This is a genomic window from Vibrio sp. 1402, from assembly GCF_033340275.1.
This window is the reverse complement of record NZ_JAWOWE010000013.1, coordinates 64471-83008: the sequence shown is the minus strand read 5'-3', so window position 1 is coordinate 83008 and position 18538 is coordinate 64471. Positions and strand designations below refer to the sequence as shown.

Annotated in this window: 20 protein-coding genes; 9 read left to right on the top strand and 11 right to left on the bottom strand. The window is 44.6% G+C overall.

Translation table 11 applies throughout. The annotated features are described in order from the left end of the window. Positions 1–5: 5 nt before the first annotated feature. The gene (locus R7044_RS20125; RefSeq protein ID WP_225455776.1) at positions 6–800 is read right to left on the bottom strand and encodes a DUF4344 domain-containing metallopeptidase; all 795 of its coding nucleotides are present in this window, start codon (positions 798–800) and stop codon (positions 6–8) included. A gap of 862 nt (positions 801–1662) precedes the next feature. Here R7044_RS20125 and gltS (R7044_RS20120) point away from each other — a divergent pair. Continuing rightward, a complete protein-coding gene (gltS, locus tag R7044_RS20120; RefSeq protein WP_005374448.1) occupies positions 1663–2898 on the top strand; it encodes a sodium/glutamate symporter in 1236 nt (411 codons plus the stop codon). 100 nt (positions 2899–2998) lie between these two features. On the opposite strand, the gene R7044_RS20115 is transcribed toward gltS (R7044_RS20120), so the two are convergent. Genes R7044_RS20115 through R7044_RS20105 form a run of 3 tightly spaced genes read right to left on the bottom strand, consistent with a single transcriptional unit; the run spans position 2999 to position 5054 of the window. Next, positions 2999–3829, bottom strand: a complete 831-nt coding sequence (locus tag R7044_RS20115; protein WP_225455775.1) for a hypothetical protein — start codon at positions 3827–3829, stop codon at positions 2999–3001. Next, a complete protein-coding gene (locus R7044_RS20110; RefSeq protein WP_225455774.1) occupies positions 3829–4686 on the bottom strand; it encodes an ABC transporter ATP-binding protein in 858 nt (285 codons plus the stop codon). Before R7044_RS20110 ends, R7044_RS20115 begins: the two co-directional genes overlap by 1 nt. Beyond that, a complete protein-coding gene (locus tag R7044_RS20105) occupies positions 4683–5054 on the bottom strand; it encodes a GntR family transcriptional regulator (RefSeq protein ID WP_005374444.1) in 372 nt (123 codons plus the stop codon). The genes R7044_RS20110 and R7044_RS20105 overlap by 4 nt, the downstream gene beginning before the upstream one ends. Before the next feature lie 413 nt (positions 5055–5467). Here R7044_RS20105 and gltS (R7044_RS20100) point away from each other — a divergent pair, with 413 nt between their 5' ends. Further along, positions 5468–6694, top strand: a complete 1227-nt coding sequence (gltS, locus tag R7044_RS20100; RefSeq protein ID WP_025768732.1) for a sodium/glutamate symporter — start codon at positions 5468–5470, stop codon at positions 6692–6694. A gap of 154 nt (positions 6695–6848) precedes the next feature. After that, positions 6849–7715, top strand: a complete 867-nt coding sequence (locus R7044_RS20095; RefSeq protein ID WP_005374442.1) for a hypothetical protein — start codon at positions 6849–6851, stop codon at positions 7713–7715. A 90-nt stretch (positions 7716–7805) separates the two neighbouring features. Here the strand turns inward: R7044_RS20095 and nagB are convergent, their stop codons facing one another. Next, a complete protein-coding gene (gene nagB / locus R7044_RS20090; protein ID WP_005374441.1) occupies positions 7806–8606 on the bottom strand; it encodes a glucosamine-6-phosphate deaminase in 801 nt (266 codons plus the stop codon). Between the two features lie 374 nt (positions 8607–8980). On the opposite strand from nagB, the gene R7044_RS20085 reads away from it, so the two are divergent. Further along, positions 8981–9232 carry a DUF3081 domain-containing protein gene (locus tag R7044_RS20085; protein WP_005374440.1) on the top strand — a complete coding sequence of 84 codons (252 nt, stop codon included), beginning with the start codon at positions 8981–8983 and terminating at the stop codon, positions 9230–9232. Positions 9233–9383: 151 nt separating this feature from the next. Here R7044_RS20085 and R7044_RS20080 read toward each other — a convergent pair whose 3' ends face one another. Next, positions 9384–9737, bottom strand: a complete 354-nt coding sequence (locus tag R7044_RS20080; RefSeq protein WP_005374439.1) for a DUF413 domain-containing protein — start codon at positions 9735–9737, stop codon at positions 9384–9386. 149 nt (positions 9738–9886) lie between these two features. Here R7044_RS20080 and R7044_RS20075 point away from each other — a divergent pair, with 149 nt between their 5' ends. After that, complete coding sequence (locus R7044_RS20075; RefSeq protein ID WP_005374436.1) at positions 9887–10780, top strand: LysR family transcriptional regulator; 894 nt, start codon at positions 9887–9889, stop codon at positions 10778–10780. A gap of 81 nt (positions 10781–10861) precedes the next feature. Here R7044_RS20075 and R7044_RS20070 read toward each other — a convergent pair whose 3' ends face one another. The 3 genes from R7044_RS20070 to R7044_RS20060 form a co-directional block, all read right to left on the bottom strand. Further along, the gene (locus R7044_RS20070) at positions 10862–11557 is read right to left on the bottom strand and encodes a pirin family protein (RefSeq protein WP_017821043.1); all 696 of its coding nucleotides are present in this window, start codon (positions 11555–11557) and stop codon (positions 10862–10864) included. A gap of 9 nt (positions 11558–11566) precedes the next feature. Continuing rightward, positions 11567–12010, bottom strand: coding sequence for a DoxX family protein (locus tag R7044_RS20065; protein ID WP_005374434.1), 444 nt, complete (start codon positions 12008–12010; stop codon positions 11567–11569). 326 nt (positions 12011–12336) lie between these two features. Then, a complete protein-coding gene (locus R7044_RS20060) occupies positions 12337–12540 on the bottom strand; it encodes a hypothetical protein (RefSeq protein ID WP_017633816.1) in 204 nt (67 codons plus the stop codon). Positions 12541–12734: 194 nt separating this feature from the next. Here R7044_RS20060 and R7044_RS20055 point away from each other — a divergent pair, with 194 nt between their 5' ends. The 3 genes from R7044_RS20055 to R7044_RS20045 all read left to right on the top strand — a co-directional run bounded on the left by R7044_RS20055 (position 12735) and on the right by R7044_RS20045 (position 15500). Next, positions 12735–14102: an AlkA N-terminal domain-containing protein gene (locus R7044_RS20055; protein ID WP_225455773.1), complete on the top strand. Its 1368-nt coding sequence runs from the start codon at positions 12735–12737 to the stop codon at positions 14100–14102. Beyond that, positions 14099–14581: a methylated-DNA--[protein]-cysteine S-methyltransferase gene (locus R7044_RS20050; protein WP_005374431.1), complete on the top strand. Its 483-nt coding sequence runs from the start codon at positions 14099–14101 to the stop codon at positions 14579–14581. The genes R7044_RS20055 and R7044_RS20050 overlap by 4 nt, the downstream gene beginning before the upstream one ends. 100 nt (positions 14582–14681) lie before the next feature. Beyond that, positions 14682–15500, top strand: coding sequence for a hypothetical protein (locus tag R7044_RS20045; protein ID WP_064376354.1), 819 nt, complete (start codon positions 14682–14684; stop codon positions 15498–15500). 72 nt (positions 15501–15572) lie between these two features. On the opposite strand, the gene R7044_RS20040 is transcribed toward R7044_RS20045, so the two are convergent. Continuing rightward, positions 15573–16181, bottom strand: coding sequence for a YitT family protein (locus R7044_RS20040; protein ID WP_225455772.1), 609 nt, complete (start codon positions 16179–16181; stop codon positions 15573–15575). A 201-nt stretch (positions 16182–16382) separates the two neighbouring features. Here R7044_RS20040 and R7044_RS20035 point away from each other — a divergent pair, with 201 nt between their 5' ends. Next, positions 16383–16778 (top strand): GFA family protein, encoded by a 396-nt coding sequence (locus tag R7044_RS20035; protein ID WP_033907219.1) that lies wholly within the window; start codon positions 16383–16385, stop codon positions 16776–16778. Between the two features lie 37 nt (positions 16779–16815). Here the strand turns inward: R7044_RS20035 and nhaD are convergent, their stop codons facing one another. After that, positions 16816–18246 (bottom strand): sodium:proton antiporter NhaD, encoded by a 1431-nt coding sequence (gene nhaD, locus R7044_RS20030; RefSeq protein WP_017633821.1) that lies wholly within the window; start codon positions 18244–18246, stop codon positions 16816–16818. Positions 18247–18538 lie beyond the last annotated feature (292 nt).

Genomic DNA, 18538 nt, shown 5'->3' with positions numbered 1-18538 from the left:
ATTTTCTAATCGCTTTTACGTGGCGAATTTTCTTTTGGTTCATTGTTTTGCAAGTAATGCAGCCAATTGTCGCGAATGTTGCCGTAATTGAATTGGCAGAACTCTTTGCGATCACGCAGGTAGTCTTTTTCTACTTCATCGAGTAAGGCTTTGTATTGCTCAGGATCACTACCGTACACCAGACATAACGTTGAAAAGTAACGCTGCAAATCAAAGCTGTGTTCGTCAATGTATTCGCCAAAATCGTAGTAGTCCGGTCTGTCGTCGGATTCGAATGCGAACATGTCGGCGGCGCTAATGGCCATATCTGCGCCATCTTCTAGGAAGTCAATCATTAAAATGGTGGCAAAATTATCGACCGCATCTTCTTCTTTTCCGAGAACAGGGATGCTTTGATCTTCGATGTAAGCATGCCCAGCTTCATGAAGTAAAGTGTGCAATAACGTATCTAGCGCCCCTGTTTTTGGGGATTTTCCGAAGCGTTCTTCATACTGATTATTGGAGAAGTAATTGAGCGACTCCAAATAAAAAGTGTAAGGAACGTATATTGTGTGTGTCTCAGGATCATACATTGGACCATCTTCTCCGCCGTAAACCAGCGTGAGAGCTTTATCAAATGGAAAGTAGGCCTGAGATAGCTCAACAAAGATGGTGTTTACATCGCTGCTTTGAATCGATTGTTGGGCGATTTTTTCATGAGTTGTCTCTACGGGAGAATATTGAATACGAATGCTTTCAGCTGCTGTAGCTGATGAGACGACGCTGAGTAATAGCGCAGGGCAAAGCGAATGAATGTTCATGTGGGACTCTTGTTATTGAATAACTTGTATAAAAAATTATACATGTTTTTGCCTGATGCATAGTTGGGGTTGTACTCATCAGCCAAAGTCGGGGCATCGGTCTCGAAAAGCAATCATGATAACATCGCATATTTCGGCGGCTTGGTTCTCTAGGGCGTTTATCAAGACCTCTTGGATAAGAACGGCGGTGAAGTTATTGGCTATGCATCGTTTTCTAAGAAGCTTACTGAGTAACTGTGCTTCGATCTTTATCTGTGAAAATGATAATAGGCAGTTAATCATTGCAAGGTTTAACCATGGGGTTGGTGAATGTCACTGAATTGAAGAAAATTATCAGCGATATGTTATAATCCTGCTCCGTTGTAACGAAAACGTTTGTTGCAGCCTGAGAGTTTCCTTGGATTCGGCTCGTTTATACACCATGAGCCAGAGTTGAAAAGCTACGACAGGAACAGGCAAACCCAATTGTTTTGAACGCGCTCTCGGCGTTTAGCGGTTACAACGGGAAGGAACTTTGTTTGATAGTAATTGACACATTCTGTTTAAGTAAGGGAGCCCTAAGTGGTTCAGAAAGTGTCACCCAGAATTTACTCACAACACGACACCCCAAGCGATAACGCACAGGTATTGCGAGGGGCCATTTGAAGGAGCTGTATCAGCTCCTTTCACATTTAAGGGCTTGCTAACAGCGTAAAAACTGACACATCGCTTAAGGAGCGCCCCTTAAACTAGCCTAAGGCGCATCTACACCAACTTTTTGAGTATTTTCGAAACAATAAAGCGAGAAAATTTGCTATTGAACGAAGGTTAAACTAACACTCATTCATTACGGAGAATGAAGAGAACAATAATAAGAGGCGATATGAATCATTTAATATCTGTAGGTGCACTGGAGTCCTTCTTGGTCGCAATTAGTGTGCTTTTCCTGGGGCATTTTATTAATGCTAAGCTACCGATTTTAAAGAAATTCAACATACCTGAGCCGATTGTAGGTGGCCTTATTGTGGCCTGCATGATTACTGCTCTTCATTTCAACGGCATCGATTTAGAGTTCGACTTGCCATTACAAAATACGTTTATGTTAATGTTTTTTGCGACAGTTGGTTTGGCCGCCAATTACACTCAGTTGATGAAAGGAGGTGCGAAGGTTTTTATCTTCTTAGCTGTCGCATCGTTTTACATCATCATACAAAACGGCGTTGGCGTTTCACTTGCGGCGGCGCTCGGTTTAGATCCTTTGATGGGGTTAATTGCTGGCTCGATTACTCTGTCTGGTGGTCATGGTACAGGTGCTGCGTGGTCACAAACCTTTCAAGACGTGTATGGATTGGATAACGTCTTAGAAATTGCAATGGCATCAGCGACTTTTGGTTTGATCATCGGCGGTATCATTGGTAGCCCTGTAGCGCAGCGTCTGGTGGAAAAGAACAGCATAGAGTCTGAGTATGGTCGTGGTGGTCGAGATGCCAAAACTCACGAGAAATTCCCGGAGTTGGTGACTTACAATGAATACGAAGAAGATAAAGTAACGGCGAAAAAAGTGGTTGAGAAACTCTTCTTCCTACTGATCTGTGTTACTGGGGCCAAGTATGTCGAGCAATGGGTAAGCACGTATGAAATCTCATGGCTGATGATTCCAGACTTCGTATATGCGCTATTCATTGGTGTGATCATTACGAATTTCTTGGAAGTGACCAAGATTCGTAAGTTAGATGCCGAAACGGTCGATATGTTAGGTACGGTATCGCTATCTCTGTTCTTAGCGATGGCTCTGATGAGCTTGAAGTTATGGAATATCTTCGATCTAGCGATTCCATTCTTGGTTATTTTAGCTGTGCAGTCTGTCGTCTTAGCTATCTTTACGTACTATGTTACGTTCAAAGTGATGGGAAGCAACTACGATGCTGCGGTTATTGCAGGGGGGCACTGCGGTTTTGGCTTGGGTGCAACCCCAACAGCCGTAATGAACATGGGTTCGATCGTTAACCGATTTGGCCCGTCGCCGCAGGCATTTATGGTGGTGCCAATTGTGGGGGCTTTCTTTATCGACATCGTCAACTTAATTATCTTGCAAGGCTACATTTCATTCCTTGGTTAAAGTTAAGTGGATGAGCTCCTAGAGGCGAAATAAAAACGGTCACAACACTGGTTGTGACCGTTTTTTTATGACTTGGTTTGGTCGTTTATTGAACGAAAAATTATTGGATAGTTCGGCTGAACTTGAGGCTAGCTGTCCAACCAAGAATACCAATGAAGGCGTAAATGCCGACGTTTAACCAACCCGCTTGAGGAATGGCATTGAATGGGTTTGGTGTAATAATGGCGTGCAGCGGAAGGTAAAGCACTTCGGAGAAAAACTGATCTAGTCCGTAGAAACCAAAAAGTGCGATAGGCATCCAACGCAGCGCATAAATGGCGATAAACAAAATGACCAGTGGTGAGTTCACTTTTTGTGAAATAGCCATCGCAGTTAATGCCAGCGGTAACAGCAGAATACCGGCGAACAACATTCTGATTAAAAACTCTCCCCAATGCAGCAGCACGTAACCTAACGAGGCTTGGCGGTACAATAAAGCCAATTGGTGATCAGTAGAGGTGTTCAGCAACCACAACATTAAATTTGCAGCGAGTACGAGCACCGAGCAGACGAGCGGAATCACCAATAAGCCAAATCCTAGCTTCACTAAATGGGTTTTTATGTCACTGACAGGCATACTGCGCCAAAACATAATGCTGCCTTCCGCCCGTTCTTTGCGTAGCGTTCTTGGGAAGTACTGAACGGCTAACAAGATAGACAGCAGCCCTGCTCCTCCGGTAATCAACATATTGACATCATCACCAAGCTCTTTGTGAATGTCACTGACATCGCCACCAAAGCTCATTTGGAAAAACATATTGTGTTGTAGAGTGTCGTTACTCATCAAACTCACAAAGAGAATAACTCCACACGCCAACACAAACAGTGGAATACGTAAAACAAGAGGGTTTTCTAACCACTCTTTTTGCAACATCGCGACAACTGAACGCATTACTCTGCCTCCTTCTGCAATGCTAAAAATAGATCCGCTAACTTCACCCCATGGATGGAACCCATTGTTTCTGCTTGTTGGGCATACTGGGCTTTGAGTAACCATTTCGTTGAACCGAGGCCTTTTTGTGACGAGAGTGGGTTCATCGCTTCAATTTGTGTGCGGTGCTCGTCGTTGGCTTCAAGAATGAAATAGTCTTCACTGATACTGTCCATCGAGGTTTGCAGAACGGGGCGACCATGCTTAAGAATCAGAACATCTGTCAGCAAGTGCTCAATCTCTGATACTTCATGACTGGCGATGATCAACACGCGCTCGCCGTCGTGAAACCATTCCAATAAGTGACGATAAAACGTCTCGCGATACACGAGATCTAACCCGAGTGTCGGTTCATCCAATATGAGGATTTGGGTGTTGGTCGCGATCACAATCGCGAGGTGTAATTGCACCTTCATCCCTTTGGATAAAGATTTGATACGCGCACGAGGTTTGATGTCCGTTTGACGAAGTAGCGTATCTGCTTGGGCGCGATTGAACCCTGAGTGCACGCCCTCGGTATAGTTAAGCAGTTGAGCAACGGTCATCCAATCTGGCAGAACGTTGACATCCGAGATGTAGGATAAGCTCTGCATTATCTTGTCGCGTTGCATAATGGGTTCAAATCCGTTGATACGAATAGTGCCCTGATATTCATGTGCACCGAGTAGGGCATTAATAAGCGTTGATTTACCTGCGCCATTATGGCCGAGTAAGCCAAGTACTTGTCCTGCATGTAGGTCGAAACTCACTTCATGCAGTGCTTCTCCTTGTTGCTGATATTGCTTGGAGACGTTGTTTACACTGACTAATGCGCTCATTGGTCACCTTTCAAGTGTGGTTTTAGTTGTTGAATGAATTCGTCGAGTGACATATCCAGACGCTGTATTGTGTCGGCTATCTGTGGAATTTGTTGCTGAAGAAAACGTGCCTTCTCGTCTGCGAGTAATTTGAGCTTTGCTCCTGAAGCGACAAACATACCTTGACCGCGTTTTTTCTCCACTAGCCCGTCATCAACAAGCAATTGATAGCCTTTCATAACTGTGAGGTGGTTAATTTTCATATCTGCAGAGATGCTACGGACGGAGGGCAGAGCATCGCCTTCTTGCCAGACACCTTGCAGTATTTGCTGCGTGATCTGGTCTGCCAACTGTCGAAATATCGGTTGGCGATCATGCCAATTAGTCATGAGTGAATCTCTTGGTTGAGATGGTGTTATATATATGTATAACACCTAGTGCGTTAGAGAGAAAGTAATAATTTAAAACCTAGTGTATCCGCCTGTCTCATTCGCTCTAAATATCCACCTATGTGGTCGTTGTTTTGAGGTTTTGTTTTATATGGAAATTAATTACTTCTCATAAGTTGAGAAGTGTTGTTTTTCTCTTCCCATCAATACACTTATCGCCTGTTCTAAATGAATATTCTCACTGAATGATAATTAGCATAATTTTAGGTTTGCCTATTTCTTACTTGATGAGAATCAATGGTCAAAGAGGCCTAGAAAACAAAAGTTTCGAGAGGCAATCTGACTGGCTTAGGCACCTATCTCACGTTGAGCGCGTGCTCAATGAATGAGAAAGAGTAGAGTAAAGAGGTCTCATGAATCAGGTAATATCTATCGGCCCACAGGAGTCGTTCCTCGTCGCAATTTGCGTGTTGTTTTTAGGGCAGTTCATCAATACCAAGTTACCAACCTTAAAAAAATTTAATATTCCAGAGCCAATTGTTGGTGGTCTAGTGGTCGCTTGCGTAATCACGACGATGCACTTAAACGGTGTGGATGTTTCCTTTGATTTACCACTGCAAAACGTCTTTATGCTGATGTTTTTTGCAACCGTTGGCTTAGCGGCAAATTACACCCAACTGATTAAAGGCGGTGCGAAGGTTTTCATCTTCCTAGTTGTGGCATCGGTCTACATTCTTATCCAAAATGCGGTCGGCGTGTCCTTAGCAACAGCGTTGGGGTTAGATCCACTCATGGGGTTGATCGCCGGATCCATTACGCTTTCTGGCGGACATGGAACTGGAGCTGCGTGGTCGCAAACTTTTCAAGAAATGTATGGTTTGCATAATGTTCTAGAGGTGGCAATGGCTTCTGCTACATTTGGCTTGGTGATGGGCGGGATTATTGGCAGCCCTGTTGCACAAAAGCTACTAAACAAACACAACTTGGAATCGGAATACGGACGCACCAATCAAAGTCATCAGAGTTTCCCTGAACTGGTGACGTACAACGAACATGAGGAAGATCGTGTCACAGCGAAAAGAGTCGTTGAAAGCTTGTCCATCATTTTACTTTGCGTGACAGGCGCGAAGTATCTGGAGAGTTGGGTAAGCAGTTTTGACATCAAGTGGCTAATGATTCCCGATTTTGTGTATGCGCTGTTTATTGGTGTTGTTATCACTAACATCATGGAAGTGACGAAGGCGCGCAAGGTTGATTTAGAAACCGTTGATATTCTTGGCACAGTTGCACTATCTCTATTTCTTGCCATGGCCTTGATGAGTTTGAAATTGTGGAATATTTTCGATCTTGCGATCCCATTCCTTATTATTCTTGCTATTCAGTCGGCAGTGTTGGCGATGTTCACTTACTACGTAACATTCCGCATGATGGGAGGCAACTACGATGCGGCGGTGATCGCTAGCGGACACTGCGGTTTTGGGTTAGGTGCTACACCGACTGCGGTCATGAATATGGGCTCCATCGTGAGTCGATATGGTCCATCACCACAAGCATTTATGGTGGTTCCAATTGTCGGTGCATTCTTCATCGACATTGTGAATTTAGTGATTTTGCAAGGATGCATCGCTTTTATTAAATAACATTCGCTTTTTTACCGAAATAACAAAGCCAGCACCTATACGCTGGCTTTGCTATTTGTAACACGAAATCTTGTTTGCCTGACTTCAAGCCGTGAAATCAATACGTTACTATGACGACATAGTGTTCAATTTTGCAGCAGCATGAGGTACCCACATGTCTGAAAAAATATCGACGTCGGCATTAGCGAAAATGCGCAAGGTAGAAGCTAAGCTGCTGTTTGCCGATCTCAAACGTGCAGGCTACATCGTTCGCCAAGATGAAAAGTGGATTTTGACCGAAGAAGGGGCAAAGTTTGGCGGTGAGTATGTGGATCACCCTAAATTTGGCCAGTTCATCGTCTGGCCGACCAACTTACATATTGAGCTGACTCCCAGCTCAGGGAAAACATTGAGCGCGACACAACTGGGTGAAAAGCTGAAATTGAATGCGAAGCGCATGAACCAGCTTTTGAGTGAACTGGGTTGGTTGACCAAATCCGAAGAGGGGTGGAGTGTCACAGAAGCTGGTGTGCGCGCTGGTGGGCAGCAAAGAACCGATAAAGAAACACAAAATACCTTTGTCGTATGGCACGATGTGGTGCTGCGTAACAAGCGTCTTAAGCAGTCTGTCATTGAGTTTTTAGGGCAAGACGCGGAGTCACATTCTACGGATAAATCGTACTCAAGCTTTCGCCAAAAATTTGAAGCCAAGCACCGAACATTAGATGGGCATTACGTGCGCTCTAAGGGGGAGTTGCTCATCGACAACTGGCTGTACTTGGCTGGTGTTGTGCACGCTTATGAGCGTCAGTTGCCGATTGACCAAGATGTCACTAGCGATTTTTACTTGCCAGGTGGCAAAGTCTATTTGCAATTTTGGGGAAGTGACGATGGGGAGATGGCTCAGGCCGACCGTGAGACCATTCGTACTGTTTATGAGCAGCATCATTTCAATCTTATCGAAGTCGAACCGAGTGAACTAGACAAGTTGGATGAAGTGCTTCCTAAGCGTCTTCGTCAGTTTGGTATTAAAGCTTATTGACGACTTAAGCCCGCTGTTCAGATAAGAAAAAACCCGTGTTCAACACGGGTTTTGTATTTTTAGTGTGTTTCTAGGCTGCCATCCTATGGGTTAAAAGCCTTTGATGTTTTCTGCTTCTAGCTCAGAGAAGTACTTCACTGTCTTCACTTTCAGTTCTTGTTGAGCTGGTTCGTCGCATACGATCACCGCTTTAGGGTGAAGTTGAAGAGCAGAAACTGTCCATAGGTGGTTTACACAACCTTCCACGGCTGCTTCAAGTGCCTGAGCTTTGTTATGGCCAGTGACCAAGATCATCACTTCTTCTGAGTCTAGAAGCGTACCAACACCGATAGTCAGCGCGTATTTAGGCACTTGGTTGATATCGCCGTCAAAGAAGCGAGAGTTCGCAATGCGAGTGTCTTCAGTGAGGGTCTTGATGCGAGTACGAGAAGAAAGAGATGACGCTGGCTCGTTGAACGCGATGTGACCGTCGTTACCCACGCCGCCCATGAACAGGTTGATCTTGCCGTAAGACTTAATTTTGTCTTCGTAACGCTTACATTCTGCGTCGTGATCGTCTGTGTTACCGTTCAGTAGGTTGATATTTTCTTCTTGAATATCAATGTGATTAAAGAAGTTGTTGTACATGAACGAGCGGTAAGATTCTGGGTGATCCGCAGGGATGCCAATGTACTCATCCATGTTAAAAGTCACGACGTTTTTGAAGCTGACTTCGCCGGCTTGGTAAAGCTCGATTAGGGCTTTGTAGGTTGCTAGAGGAGTGCCACCAGTTGGTAGACCCAGAACGAATGGACGCTCAGCGGTAGGTTTAAAGTCGTTGATACGCTTAGCGATATGCGCAGCTGCCCACTTACCTACTTGTGCTGCTCGAGTTAACGGGATAAGTCTCATTTTGTGCCCCTAGTTATTGGAATTGACGATGTACTGAAATATTAATTCGCATTATAAAATAAGTGGTGGCGAACTGCTATTGTTTTAGGTCAAAATTTTGCTTTTTCTTTAACCAATGTTGGTTTTGTCGACGATTTTTATATCTAAATGCTTTTATAAGACGATTTTTTACAAAGAAATTGCATTATGAAACTGACGAATCAATAGATAAAATTTATGATCTAAATTAAGTTCTGCCTTCGCACTTAACCTTGTTTTTTAACAACCTACAGAGTGCGAAATCGCACACGAACTTCAAATATTATGGGTTAGATATGGCATGGCGCTCATTCTTTAACCATAATTGAAATGTGTAAACCAGTGAGGAATTCGGTATGAAAAATGAGTTAGATCCGAGCAAAGTACTACAGGCTTACGAATGTGTGATGAACAACGGTACACCAACCGAATTTGGTAAAATGTATGAAGGTGTAGAAGCGTTTTCTGACTACGATGGGTACAACGTTTTCTTGAGAGGAAATGGTGTTGAGCTAAAAATTGGCTTCCACAACACCTATCACTTGGAATATGACCAAGAGCATTTGAAAGAGAGCTTTCTGAAAAAGATTGCGACGCTCGCCAAGTAAACGGTCATCACCCAAATATTAAAAAAGCCCTTGGGAGAATGCCCCCTTGGGCTTTAGGAGAAGAAATGAGCTTGTCTTGCTCGCTCAGTAAAGTCAAACGAGCTTTCGCCTACTGCTAGAAAAAGGCGAGAACTAGGTAGGTTATTGGTTATTAATCGTCTTCAACCAAACTCTCTTCAATGTATTCTTCTGTGGCGTCAGGCTTGTTACGACCATTTAGCGTATGGAAGCGCTTGCGACCACGAGCAAGTTGGGTGTACTTTAGCCATGTACGCTCAAGTTTTGTTTTTGCTTTGCCCGGGTTTTCTAACACCTTGATGAAGTGTTTCTCTTCGCTGTTTTCAGGTGTTAATTCGCCTGACTCTAAGCCAAGCATTGTATCCCCATAAATTGTTAGGATTTCCTCTTCTGAAAGAGTAAAATCGCCAGACTTTGCAAAGCCGCGTGGGAATTTTACGTTATCGTAAAAACGTTTTTTGCCATGACGGAATTCAGTGTCAGACATGTCAACAGCCTCTGTAACCGTTATTGATGAATGTAGTGAACTTACGGCGAAAATTAGGCTTAAATCTAACAAAAGAAAAACAAAACTTTTTTGTCGTCATGATTTTAATTAGTTGTTAATCTGGTTTTATATTAACCAGGAGATGGTTTATGGATGTAAAAGTCTTTCGAACATTTTTAGAGCTGGCAAGAGTTCGTCACTTCGGACGTGCTGCTGAGAACCTTTATATTACCCAAGCCGCTGTGAGCGCACGTATCAAACAATTGGAAAGTTACTTCGATACGCAATTGTTTATTCGTGATCGAAATAACATAAAGTTGACCTCTGCAGGTGAGCGCTTAATCAGCTATGCCGAGGTAATGGTCACTACATTGCAACAAGCGAAGCTAGAATTATCGCTTGAAGATGGCAAAGCGCTGCAACTAACGTTAGGTGGCACGCCAAACATTTGGGACGCTTATTTACAGAATTGTTTAAGTGTCGTCACAGATTCGTTTGGTGGTTATGGCTTCATGGCAGAAGTGATGGGACGTGAGATGCTCAGTCGTAGCTTGCTAGAGCGCACGTTAGATATGGCATTTGCGTTCGATCAGATCAAAGCTGATGAGCTTAACTGTAAAAAAGTGGCAGATGTTGTTCTCGTTCTGGTATCAACTGAGAAAGATTCTTTAGACACCGTTTTCGAAAACAAATATGTGTACGTTGACTGGGGGACGCGTTTCTCCTCAGAGCATTCTGAGCGTCACCCTAAGATTCCGGCTCCATATTTACGCACTTCAACAGCGCGTATCGCATTGGACTTTATTTTAGAGAAGGGTGGAGCCGCGTACTTACCAATCTCTCTCGTGGAGCCATTTATCGCTAATGGGCAGCTTCACAAGGTGTCTGGAGTAGAAGATTGGTGTCGCCCTATCTATTTGAGCTATCGTAAAGCTAGCTCGTCTGTAGACGCGATTAAGCAAGTGGAAGAAATTGTCAAAGAGATCGATCCACTGACCGCTTACAGTTTTCAGCAAATTGGTTCTGGCACTTCCGACGAATAGCGTTGAATGAAAAGTCAGAAAAACGAAAAAGCCGCCTTGAGAAATCAAGGCGGCTTTGTTTTTATCTCGATGAATCGATAGTTATGGTAAGTCAAACAACAGGGCTGTTGTGCTTTCGTTTGATGTATTGCGCAAAACAACCTTACTCTGGTGTTCAACCTTCGCGCCGTCGCCAGCCGTCAAAGTGGTATTGTCGACACTAAGGCTCCCAGTCACTTGATGGATGAATAGATTTCGGCCCGACTCAATCTCAAAGTTTAGTTCGCTACTTGGTTCAAGAATTAACTGATGCAAAGTCGCATCTTGCTTAATAAGTAGCGTGCCGTTTTCTCCAGTTGGAGTTGCGATAGTCGTTAACCCAGGATTGCGACCAAAATCTTTTTGCTGATAACCTGGTTTGGTTCCAAATGTGTTCGGTTGAATCCAAATCTGTAGAAACCGCAGCGTATCTTGGTTCGATGCATTGTACTCACTGTGGTAAATCCCTTTCCCTGCCGACATGAGTTGGAATTCACCTGCAGGTAGTGTTTTGACGTTACCTTCACTGTCTTTGTGTGCGATAACACCTTCCAACACATAGCTGATGATCTCCATATCACGGTGGCCATGTGTATCAAAACCCGCGCCAGGCTTGACTACATCGTCATTAATGACTCTCAGCTCAGAAAAGCCCATATGTTGAGGATCGTAGTAGCTACCAAAAGAAAACGTATGTTTGCTATCAAGCCAGCCAAAGTTTGCTCGACCTCGGTCTGCTGCATGTCTTACCGTAATCATAAGGCCTCCTTAAGAGAGCTTTTTGTTTAAAAAGTTATCTAACGCTGCTTTACCTGCGCCAGAGAACGCCAGAGAAACGCTCGCTGCCAGTAATGCCAAGCCAAACTCGTAACCGTTGTTTGCCATGAACAGGCCATTCTCAAAGTGGACAGAGAATATCGCTACCACCATCGTGAACGCCAAAGCAACCGCTGCTGGTCGAGTTAGCAGACCAAGTAAAATGAACAAGCCGCCAAAGAACTCTGCGCTGCCCGCAAGTAACGCCATGAGTACGCCAGGACCTAAACCGATAGATGCCATCCACTGACCTGTGCCTTCTAGGCCGTAGCCACCAAACCAGCCAAATAGTTTTTGTGCGCCGTGCGCCATAAAGATAATGCCGATTGGAACGCGAAGTGATAGTGCGCTGTAACCTGCGTTTGATGTGGTAATTTTCTGTAATAGTGCTTTCATGATTCTGTCCTCTGACTCTTTTCAATGAGTGGGAAGCGTGTGCTCCCGTGCTGTTGAGAACAGTTTAGGTAGAGGCGAGCATAAAAATAACGGGAGGATTTTGATAAACTCGTTCTAAAAAATTGAATGATTGGTTTTTATTTATTTAAATCAATGTCTTGATTTTTATATTCGGGTGTTTATTTGCCGATTATTGTCTGTTTTAAATCAAGGTCTGTCATTATTTTCGATAAACATTTTTGCTGTTAAACAAAAAAAAGAGCACATGTACTGTGCTCTATTGCTTTCGCTTTTAACAAGGGAGAAAGGTGTGTTAAAGAAAACCGTCAGAGGTTCATTAAGCTCTCTAATGACTCCTCTACATTGTTGTAGTGATAAGTTCGAATATTACGTCCATCCGTCGCATTAATCTGAATTTCTGAGATCTCGTTATCTGAGTCTCTTTCGATAATTCCAATAGAATGATCTACGGATTTACTGGTAATAACCTTTTGGTTTCTTAATACAATTACGCAAGTATGTAAGTCCATGCCAATTCCCTTTAGCCGACGTTGTTGTGATGTTCTGGATCTAACTTTAGTGTACAAAAGCGCTAATGCCAATAAATCTCAATATTGAGTTCCGAAAGTGGCTAATTGTGGGCGCTTAAGCAAGCTACAATAACACTATATTGAACGATGCCTATGAACAATAAATGACAAAAGGCATGAGCAAGGAAAGCACTATGTTTATTCACCCCTATACCTCACTGACCTTCGAGCAGTGTCACAAGGCGCGAGTCGCGCGAGACAGTCGTTTTGATGGGCGATTTTATGTGGCGGTAAAAACAACGGGAATCTTTTGTCGTCCGATTTGCCCGGCAAATTTGCCTAAAGAAGAAAATGTTGAGTATTTCGCTGATAAGACGCAAGCCCTTCAAGCAGGGTACCGTCCGTGTTTACGCTGTCGACCTGACAGCGCGCCTGGATCTTGGGCATGGAAAGGTGTCGAGACGACCTTTCAACGAGCGATTTCGTTAATTGATAGAGGGGAGTTGCATCACCATTCGGTGTCTGAGTTGGCTGAGCGTGTTGGGATTTCTGACCGTTACTTACGTATGTTGTTTGAGCAGTATCTAGGTATGTCACCCAAGCAGTATGCGCAATATCAGCAACTAATGTTCGCCAAACAGTTGCTTCACTCCAGCTCTATGTCGGTCACCGACGTGGGGTTTGCGTCAGGTTTTAACAGTACGCGCCGCTTTAACGATGCTTTTCAAAAGTTTCTCAAACTAACGCCTTCTCAAGTACGCCGTAAAGAGTTTGATGGTGCGGGTTGCAATCGAATTGCCTTACCTTATCGAGGTGAGTTGAATTGGTCGCACATGTTGGACTTCTATCGTTTGCGAGCGGTTGAGGGGGTTGAGCTAGTGAGTGATGAGAGTTATCAGCGCAACGTTTTTTTGGATAACAGCAAAGCCTGGTTTAAAGCGACAAAAGGTGAAGGATACTTAGAACTGGCGTTTGAAATTGAAGACGTAACGAAGCTGCAAAACGTGGTGTCTGACATTCGTCGTATGTTCGATCTTGACGCTGATATTTGTACTGTTGAGCAGCATTTGGAGTATGTTGCGCCTGGGCTCGTGTCGAGTAAAGGTATTCGTATTCCTGGTGTATGGAGTGCATGGGAAGCAGGGGTTAGAGCGATTTTAGGCCAGCAAGTGTCGGTTAAAGCTGCGATTGGTCAACTTAACTTATTGGTGGCCACACTTAGTGGAGAGTCAGAAAAACGTTTTTTCCCGACTCCCAGTGATATTGCGAACGCCGACGTGAGCTTTTTGCGCATGCCGCAAAGCCGTAAAGAGACGCTAGTGCGCTTCGCCCAGTTTATGCAGGACAACTCAGAAGCTGACCCCCAACAGTGGCTAGCTTTGAAAGGCATTGGACCTTGGACCGTCAGTTATGCTCAACTGCGAGGGCAATCTCAACCCGATTGCTTTCTAGATAAAGACTTAGTGGTGAAAAAGGCGATGCAGCGTTACCCATCACTGAATACGCACACTGCGGCCCCTTGGGGAAGCTACGCGACGTTTCACTTATGGAATCAATCATGAAAACATTTTATACCGAAATGCCGAGTCCACTAGGAACGGTGACTATCCAATCGAACGCTGAGGGCTTACTTGGCATTTGGTTTGAAACATGCACCACTAAGCCGAGTGAGCTGGGGGTGCGAGACGAGCAGCATCCGGTCTTGCGCCAAGCTGTCACCCAACTGGATGAATACTTTGCTGGTCTGCGCAACGAATTCGACTTGCCCCTTGCAGCGACAGGCACTGATTTTCAAAATCAAGTTTGGCAGGCACTAACGACCATTCCATATGGGGAAACGTGGAGCTATCAAGATCTCGCGAATGCGATAGGTAACCCTAAAGCTGTGCGTGCTGTTGGGTTAGCAAACGGGAAGAATCCGATTTCTATCGTGGTACCTTGTCATCGCGTTATTGGCAAAAGCGGAAAACTGACTGGGTATGCAGGTGGAGTGGAGCGCAAGCAACGTTTGCTCGCGCTGGAGCAAGGTACACCGCTTTAAGTGAGGCGATTCTCATATTGGGATTAAGCGTGCTACACAGGGGTAACGATAGTATAGAGTTTCATATTCGTTATACGAATAGAAAAAGGACAATAAGGACATGCCTTTCAAAACGGATTTTGATGCCTTCATGAGTGAGTGTTGGCAGCATCACGAGGAAAATCCCGAACAAGTTTATGCTCAGCTAGAAACGGCTCTGAGCGAGGTGGAAGACGTTACCCAAATCGAGCGAATATTCGCATTGATGCTGCATACCGCTATTGGGCATCTCCAGTGCCCAGAACAGTTTCTTACTTGTTTAGAGCACTTTGATGAACGCAAGGTTGCTGAGAGTTTGGCATTTCAACGCAGTATTGCCGTTGCGCGCTATTTCGTAGATGGCACTGACAATATGGAATTATTGGAAGAGCAAGAACAACGCCGAGTTTACGCTTTGATTTCGAATGAACTTTCTGCACTTGCTCAGCTTGAACTGGCGAGTCAATGGTTGGTGAAAGCAGCGTTAGGAATGACGCCGAACGATGCAGAAGGGCCATTAGCGCGCGCTATAGCGATCACTGCAAACAACTTAGCATGTCAGTACGAAGCGCTGGCTGAGCGCACGTCCATGGAAAAATCGAAGATGTTAGAAGCAGCAACACTCGCGCTAGACTATTGGAAAGTGGCTGGGGGTTGGATGCAAGAAGAGCGCGCAGAGTATCGCTTAGCGATGAGCTTGCTTAAAGCGGATAAACCGCAAGAAGCCAAAGTGCATGCTGAGCGCTGTGAAGATATTTGTCAGCAACATGGTAGCGACGCGCTTGAGCTGTTCCACGCACATGACTTGCTGATGCAAGTACACTTCCATCTTAGCCAGAAATATAAAGCTAAATTGGATGAAGAGATGCAGCAGCACTGCAAAACGAGCTCGTTGACGTGATCTTAGCGTTGAATGAAAAAAGCCCCGAGCGACTGGCTGGGGGCTTTAGGGTTGTTGACTATGCAGCGATGATTATGCTGCTTGCGCTTTTGCTTGGTATCGTCCTGGTTTATGGTTCATCGCCAAAATCAAGTTCGTAGCGATGGCACCTAGAACAGATAGAGCGATAAGGTGCACATCTACAATCAACAGTGACATCACCACGATGGTACAATCTAACGCCATTTGAACTTTACCCGCTCGAACTCCAAAACGTTCCTGAAGGTACAACGCTAGAATGTTAAAGCCACCCAAACTCATTTTGTGACGGAAAATTACCAACATACCGATTCCAATCAGCCCACCACCCAAAAGTGCCGCATAGAAAGGTTCGATTCGTGAAATCTCAATCACATGATGCAGATGATCGACCGCAAAAGAGACAATCGAAACCGCAATAAAGGTATTGATAGTGAAGCGCCAACCCATGCGCATCACAGATAAAATATAAAAAGGGAGGTTAAGAGCGAAAAATATCTGACCAAAACTGAAGTCACTCACTTTGGTTAGGAAGATCGCCAAACCAGCCGTACCGCCAGTGAGCAATCCTACTTTGCTAAAAAATATCACCCCAAGTGACACCAACGCACTGCCGAGCGTCAGAGCCAAGAGGTTCTCTCTTAGGCTATGATCTTTGTCCATAAATTAATTTCCTTGGTTTAAAAACCGCGCCGGAGATAACACGTCTCACGGACGCGATAGACAATCGCCAAAATAGCAACTAACAAATCGGCCAATAAAATGTCGCGAAAAGTGATGGATGTCGAGTTTTTGGACGAGATTATGATGATATTAACCTGTTTAACATAATGTACACAGATAGAAAAACAACAAGGAAAAGTTATGATTAAGAAAGTTGGCAACACCCAAATCAGCACATTACATCGACTGAGTTGTCACTGTGGAAAAGTTGAGCTGGAACTGGCGTTACCCAATGGTATTGAGAAGCCGAGACGGTGTGACTGTTCTATGTGTCGACGTCGTGGCGCGATTGTCGCGTCTGTACCTTTGAACGGTATTCGTATTGTGCAAGGCGAAGAAGTCTTGAAGCAGTATCAATTTAATACACACACTGCGAAGCACTTTTTCTGTGGCGAGTGCGGTATTTATACGCACCATCAGCGTCGTTCTGACCCGAGTGAGTATGGCTATAATGTCGGCTGCTTAGAGGGCGTCAACCCATATGAGTTGGGAGCGATTGAAGTGATGGATGGCGTTAACCATCCATCCGACCGTTAGGTTACATTGCAAGTTAAGTGACTAATTCTAGGTGTTTTTAAGTAAATAAACCGCTATTCATCCACAAGTGTACCGCAATACTGGCGGCATAACCCAAGGCGATGACGGGAGCCCACTTTAGGTGGCCAAAGAAGGTGTATTGTCCACGCGCGGCTCCCATTAAAGCGACGCCTGCCGCGGAGCCAATGGAAAGCAAACTGCCCCCGACACCTGCGGTTAATGTGACGAGTAGCCAGTTGCCCATCGACATGCTTGGTTCCATGGTCAGTACAGCAAACATAACCGGAATGTTATCGACAATTGCAGATAGGACACCAACCATTACGTTTGCCCAGACTGGGTTCCATTGCGTGTACATGACGTTTGAAACCAGTTCGAGGTAGCCAAGTAAACTTAAACCGCCAACACACATCACAACACCGTAGAAGAACAACAAGGTGTCCCATTCGGCTCGAGACACACGATGAAACACATCAAACGGAACCACTGAGCCTAAGCGCTTCAATGCCTGATCATCGCCATTGGCAATTGCCATAGCTGCTTTTTTTGCGAGTGAGTGTTTAAGAGTTTGACGCAAAAAATATCCGAAAAACTGTAAGTAGGCCAAGCCCATCATCATGCCCATAACGGGTGGGAAGTGCAGCAAGGCGTGGAAAGAGACTGCGGTGGCAATCGTCAGAATGAACAACGCGACAATACGCCTTGCCCCGCGTTTTAGCTCAACGTGTTGGTGAATCGTATTCGGTTTTGTGTTTGGAACAAAAAGTGACATCAAAAATGCGGGAACCAAGTAGTTCACCAATGACGGTACAAACAACGGAATGAACTCAGCAAAGCTGACATGACCGGCCTGCCACACCATCAGGGTTGTAATATCACCAAATGGGCTGAATGCACCGCCAGCGTTGGCTGCGATAACAATGTTGATACAAGCAAGATTGACGAACTTAGGATTATCACCAGAGACTTTCATCACTACAGCGCACATCAAAAGGGCCGTAGTTAAGTTATCGGCAATCGGTGAAATGACAAAAGCGAGAAACCCCGTCAGCCAGAACAACTTTTTGAATCCAAAACCTTTACCAACCATCCACGCCTGTAAGGCATCGAAGAGTTTGCGTTCTTCCATTGCGTTGATGTAAGTCATCGCCACGAGCAAAAACAGCAGCAACTCGGCATATTCCAACAAGTTGTGTTCTAGTGCGGATTTGGCGATTTCAGGCTGGTTGTGTTGAGCAAAGGTGTAGCCAATCAGAATCCAAATTAATCCTGCAGCGAGCAGCACTGGCTTGGATTTTCTCATTTTCAGATACTCTTCCAACATAACCAGTATGTAAGCGATCGAAAAGATAATCAGAGCCGCGTAACCGACACCAGAATTAACAAGATTCAGTTCATTGGTTGATGCAGCAAAGGTGGCGCTAGAGAACAACAAACAGCAGAAAGCCACAATTGGATAGATTGGCATAGACATTTCTCCTTTGTCTGGTTGGAGAAATATTAGCCACAAATGAATGAGTTAGTTGTGAGAGAGCTCGAATTAACAGTAGGAGTTAGGAAATGATAGTGTGCGCCACTATTTTCTGAGTGACGCAATGCTTGCTGCGCCGAATAAAACCGCAGCGGCATATAAACCGTAAGTTAACCAGTGACTAATCTCTAAAAAAGGAACGAGTCCTTGACCTGCCCACATACAGCCTCCGTTTAATGAGCAATGTTGTAATAGTCGAGCCAATTTAAAGGAAATGAACAATGTTTTT

Coding starts and splice junctions, on each gene's coding strand:
- R7044_RS20125 (WP_225455776.1), bottom strand. CDS start 800: ATGAACATTCATTCGCTTTGCCCTGCGCTATTACTCAGCGTCGTCTCA.
- gltS (WP_005374448.1), top strand. CDS start 1,663: ATGAATCATTTAATATCTGTAGGTGCACTGGAGTCCTTCTTGGTCGCA.
- R7044_RS20115 (WP_225455775.1), bottom strand. CDS start 3,829: ATGCGTTCAGTTGTCGCGATGTTGCAAAAAGAGTGGTTAGAAAACCCT.
- R7044_RS20110 (WP_225455774.1), bottom strand. CDS start 4,686: ATGAGCGCATTAGTCAGTGTAAACAACGTCTCCAAGCAATATCAGCAA.
- R7044_RS20105 (WP_005374444.1), bottom strand. CDS start 5,054: ATGACTAATTGGCATGATCGCCAACCGATATTTCGACAGTTGGCAGAC.
- gltS (WP_025768732.1), top strand. CDS start 5,468: ATGAATCAGGTAATATCTATCGGCCCACAGGAGTCGTTCCTCGTCGCA.
- R7044_RS20095 (WP_005374442.1), top strand. CDS start 6,849: ATGTCTGAAAAAATATCGACGTCGGCATTAGCGAAAATGCGCAAGGTA.
- nagB (WP_005374441.1), bottom strand. CDS start 8,606: ATGAGACTTATCCCGTTAACTCGAGCAGCACAAGTAGGTAAGTGGGCA.
- R7044_RS20085 (WP_005374440.1), top strand. CDS start 8,981: ATGAAAAATGAGTTAGATCCGAGCAAAGTACTACAGGCTTACGAATGT.
- R7044_RS20080 (WP_005374439.1), bottom strand. CDS start 9,737: ATGTCTGACACTGAATTCCGTCATGGCAAAAAACGTTTTTACGATAAC.
- R7044_RS20075 (WP_005374436.1), top strand. CDS start 9,887: ATGGATGTAAAAGTCTTTCGAACATTTTTAGAGCTGGCAAGAGTTCGT.
- R7044_RS20070 (WP_017821043.1), bottom strand. CDS start 11,557: ATGATTACGGTAAGACATGCAGCAGACCGAGGTCGAGCAAACTTTGGC.
- R7044_RS20065 (WP_005374434.1), bottom strand. CDS start 12,010: ATGAAAGCACTATTACAGAAAATTACCACATCAAACGCAGGTTACAGC.
- R7044_RS20060 (WP_017633816.1), bottom strand. CDS start 12,540: ATGGACTTACATACTTGCGTAATTGTATTAAGAAACCAAAAGGTTATT.
- R7044_RS20055 (WP_225455773.1), top strand. CDS start 12,735: ATGTTTATTCACCCCTATACCTCACTGACCTTCGAGCAGTGTCACAAG.
- R7044_RS20050 (WP_005374431.1), top strand. CDS start 14,099: ATGAAAACATTTTATACCGAAATGCCGAGTCCACTAGGAACGGTGACT.
- R7044_RS20045 (WP_064376354.1), top strand. CDS start 14,682: ATGCCTTTCAAAACGGATTTTGATGCCTTCATGAGTGAGTGTTGGCAG.
- R7044_RS20040 (WP_225455772.1), bottom strand. CDS start 16,181: ATGGACAAAGATCATAGCCTAAGAGAGAACCTCTTGGCTCTGACGCTC.
- R7044_RS20035 (WP_033907219.1), top strand. CDS start 16,383: ATGATTAAGAAAGTTGGCAACACCCAAATCAGCACATTACATCGACTG.
- nhaD (WP_017633821.1), bottom strand. CDS start 18,246: ATGCCAATCTATCCAATTGTGGCTTTCTGCTGTTTGTTGTTCTCTAGC.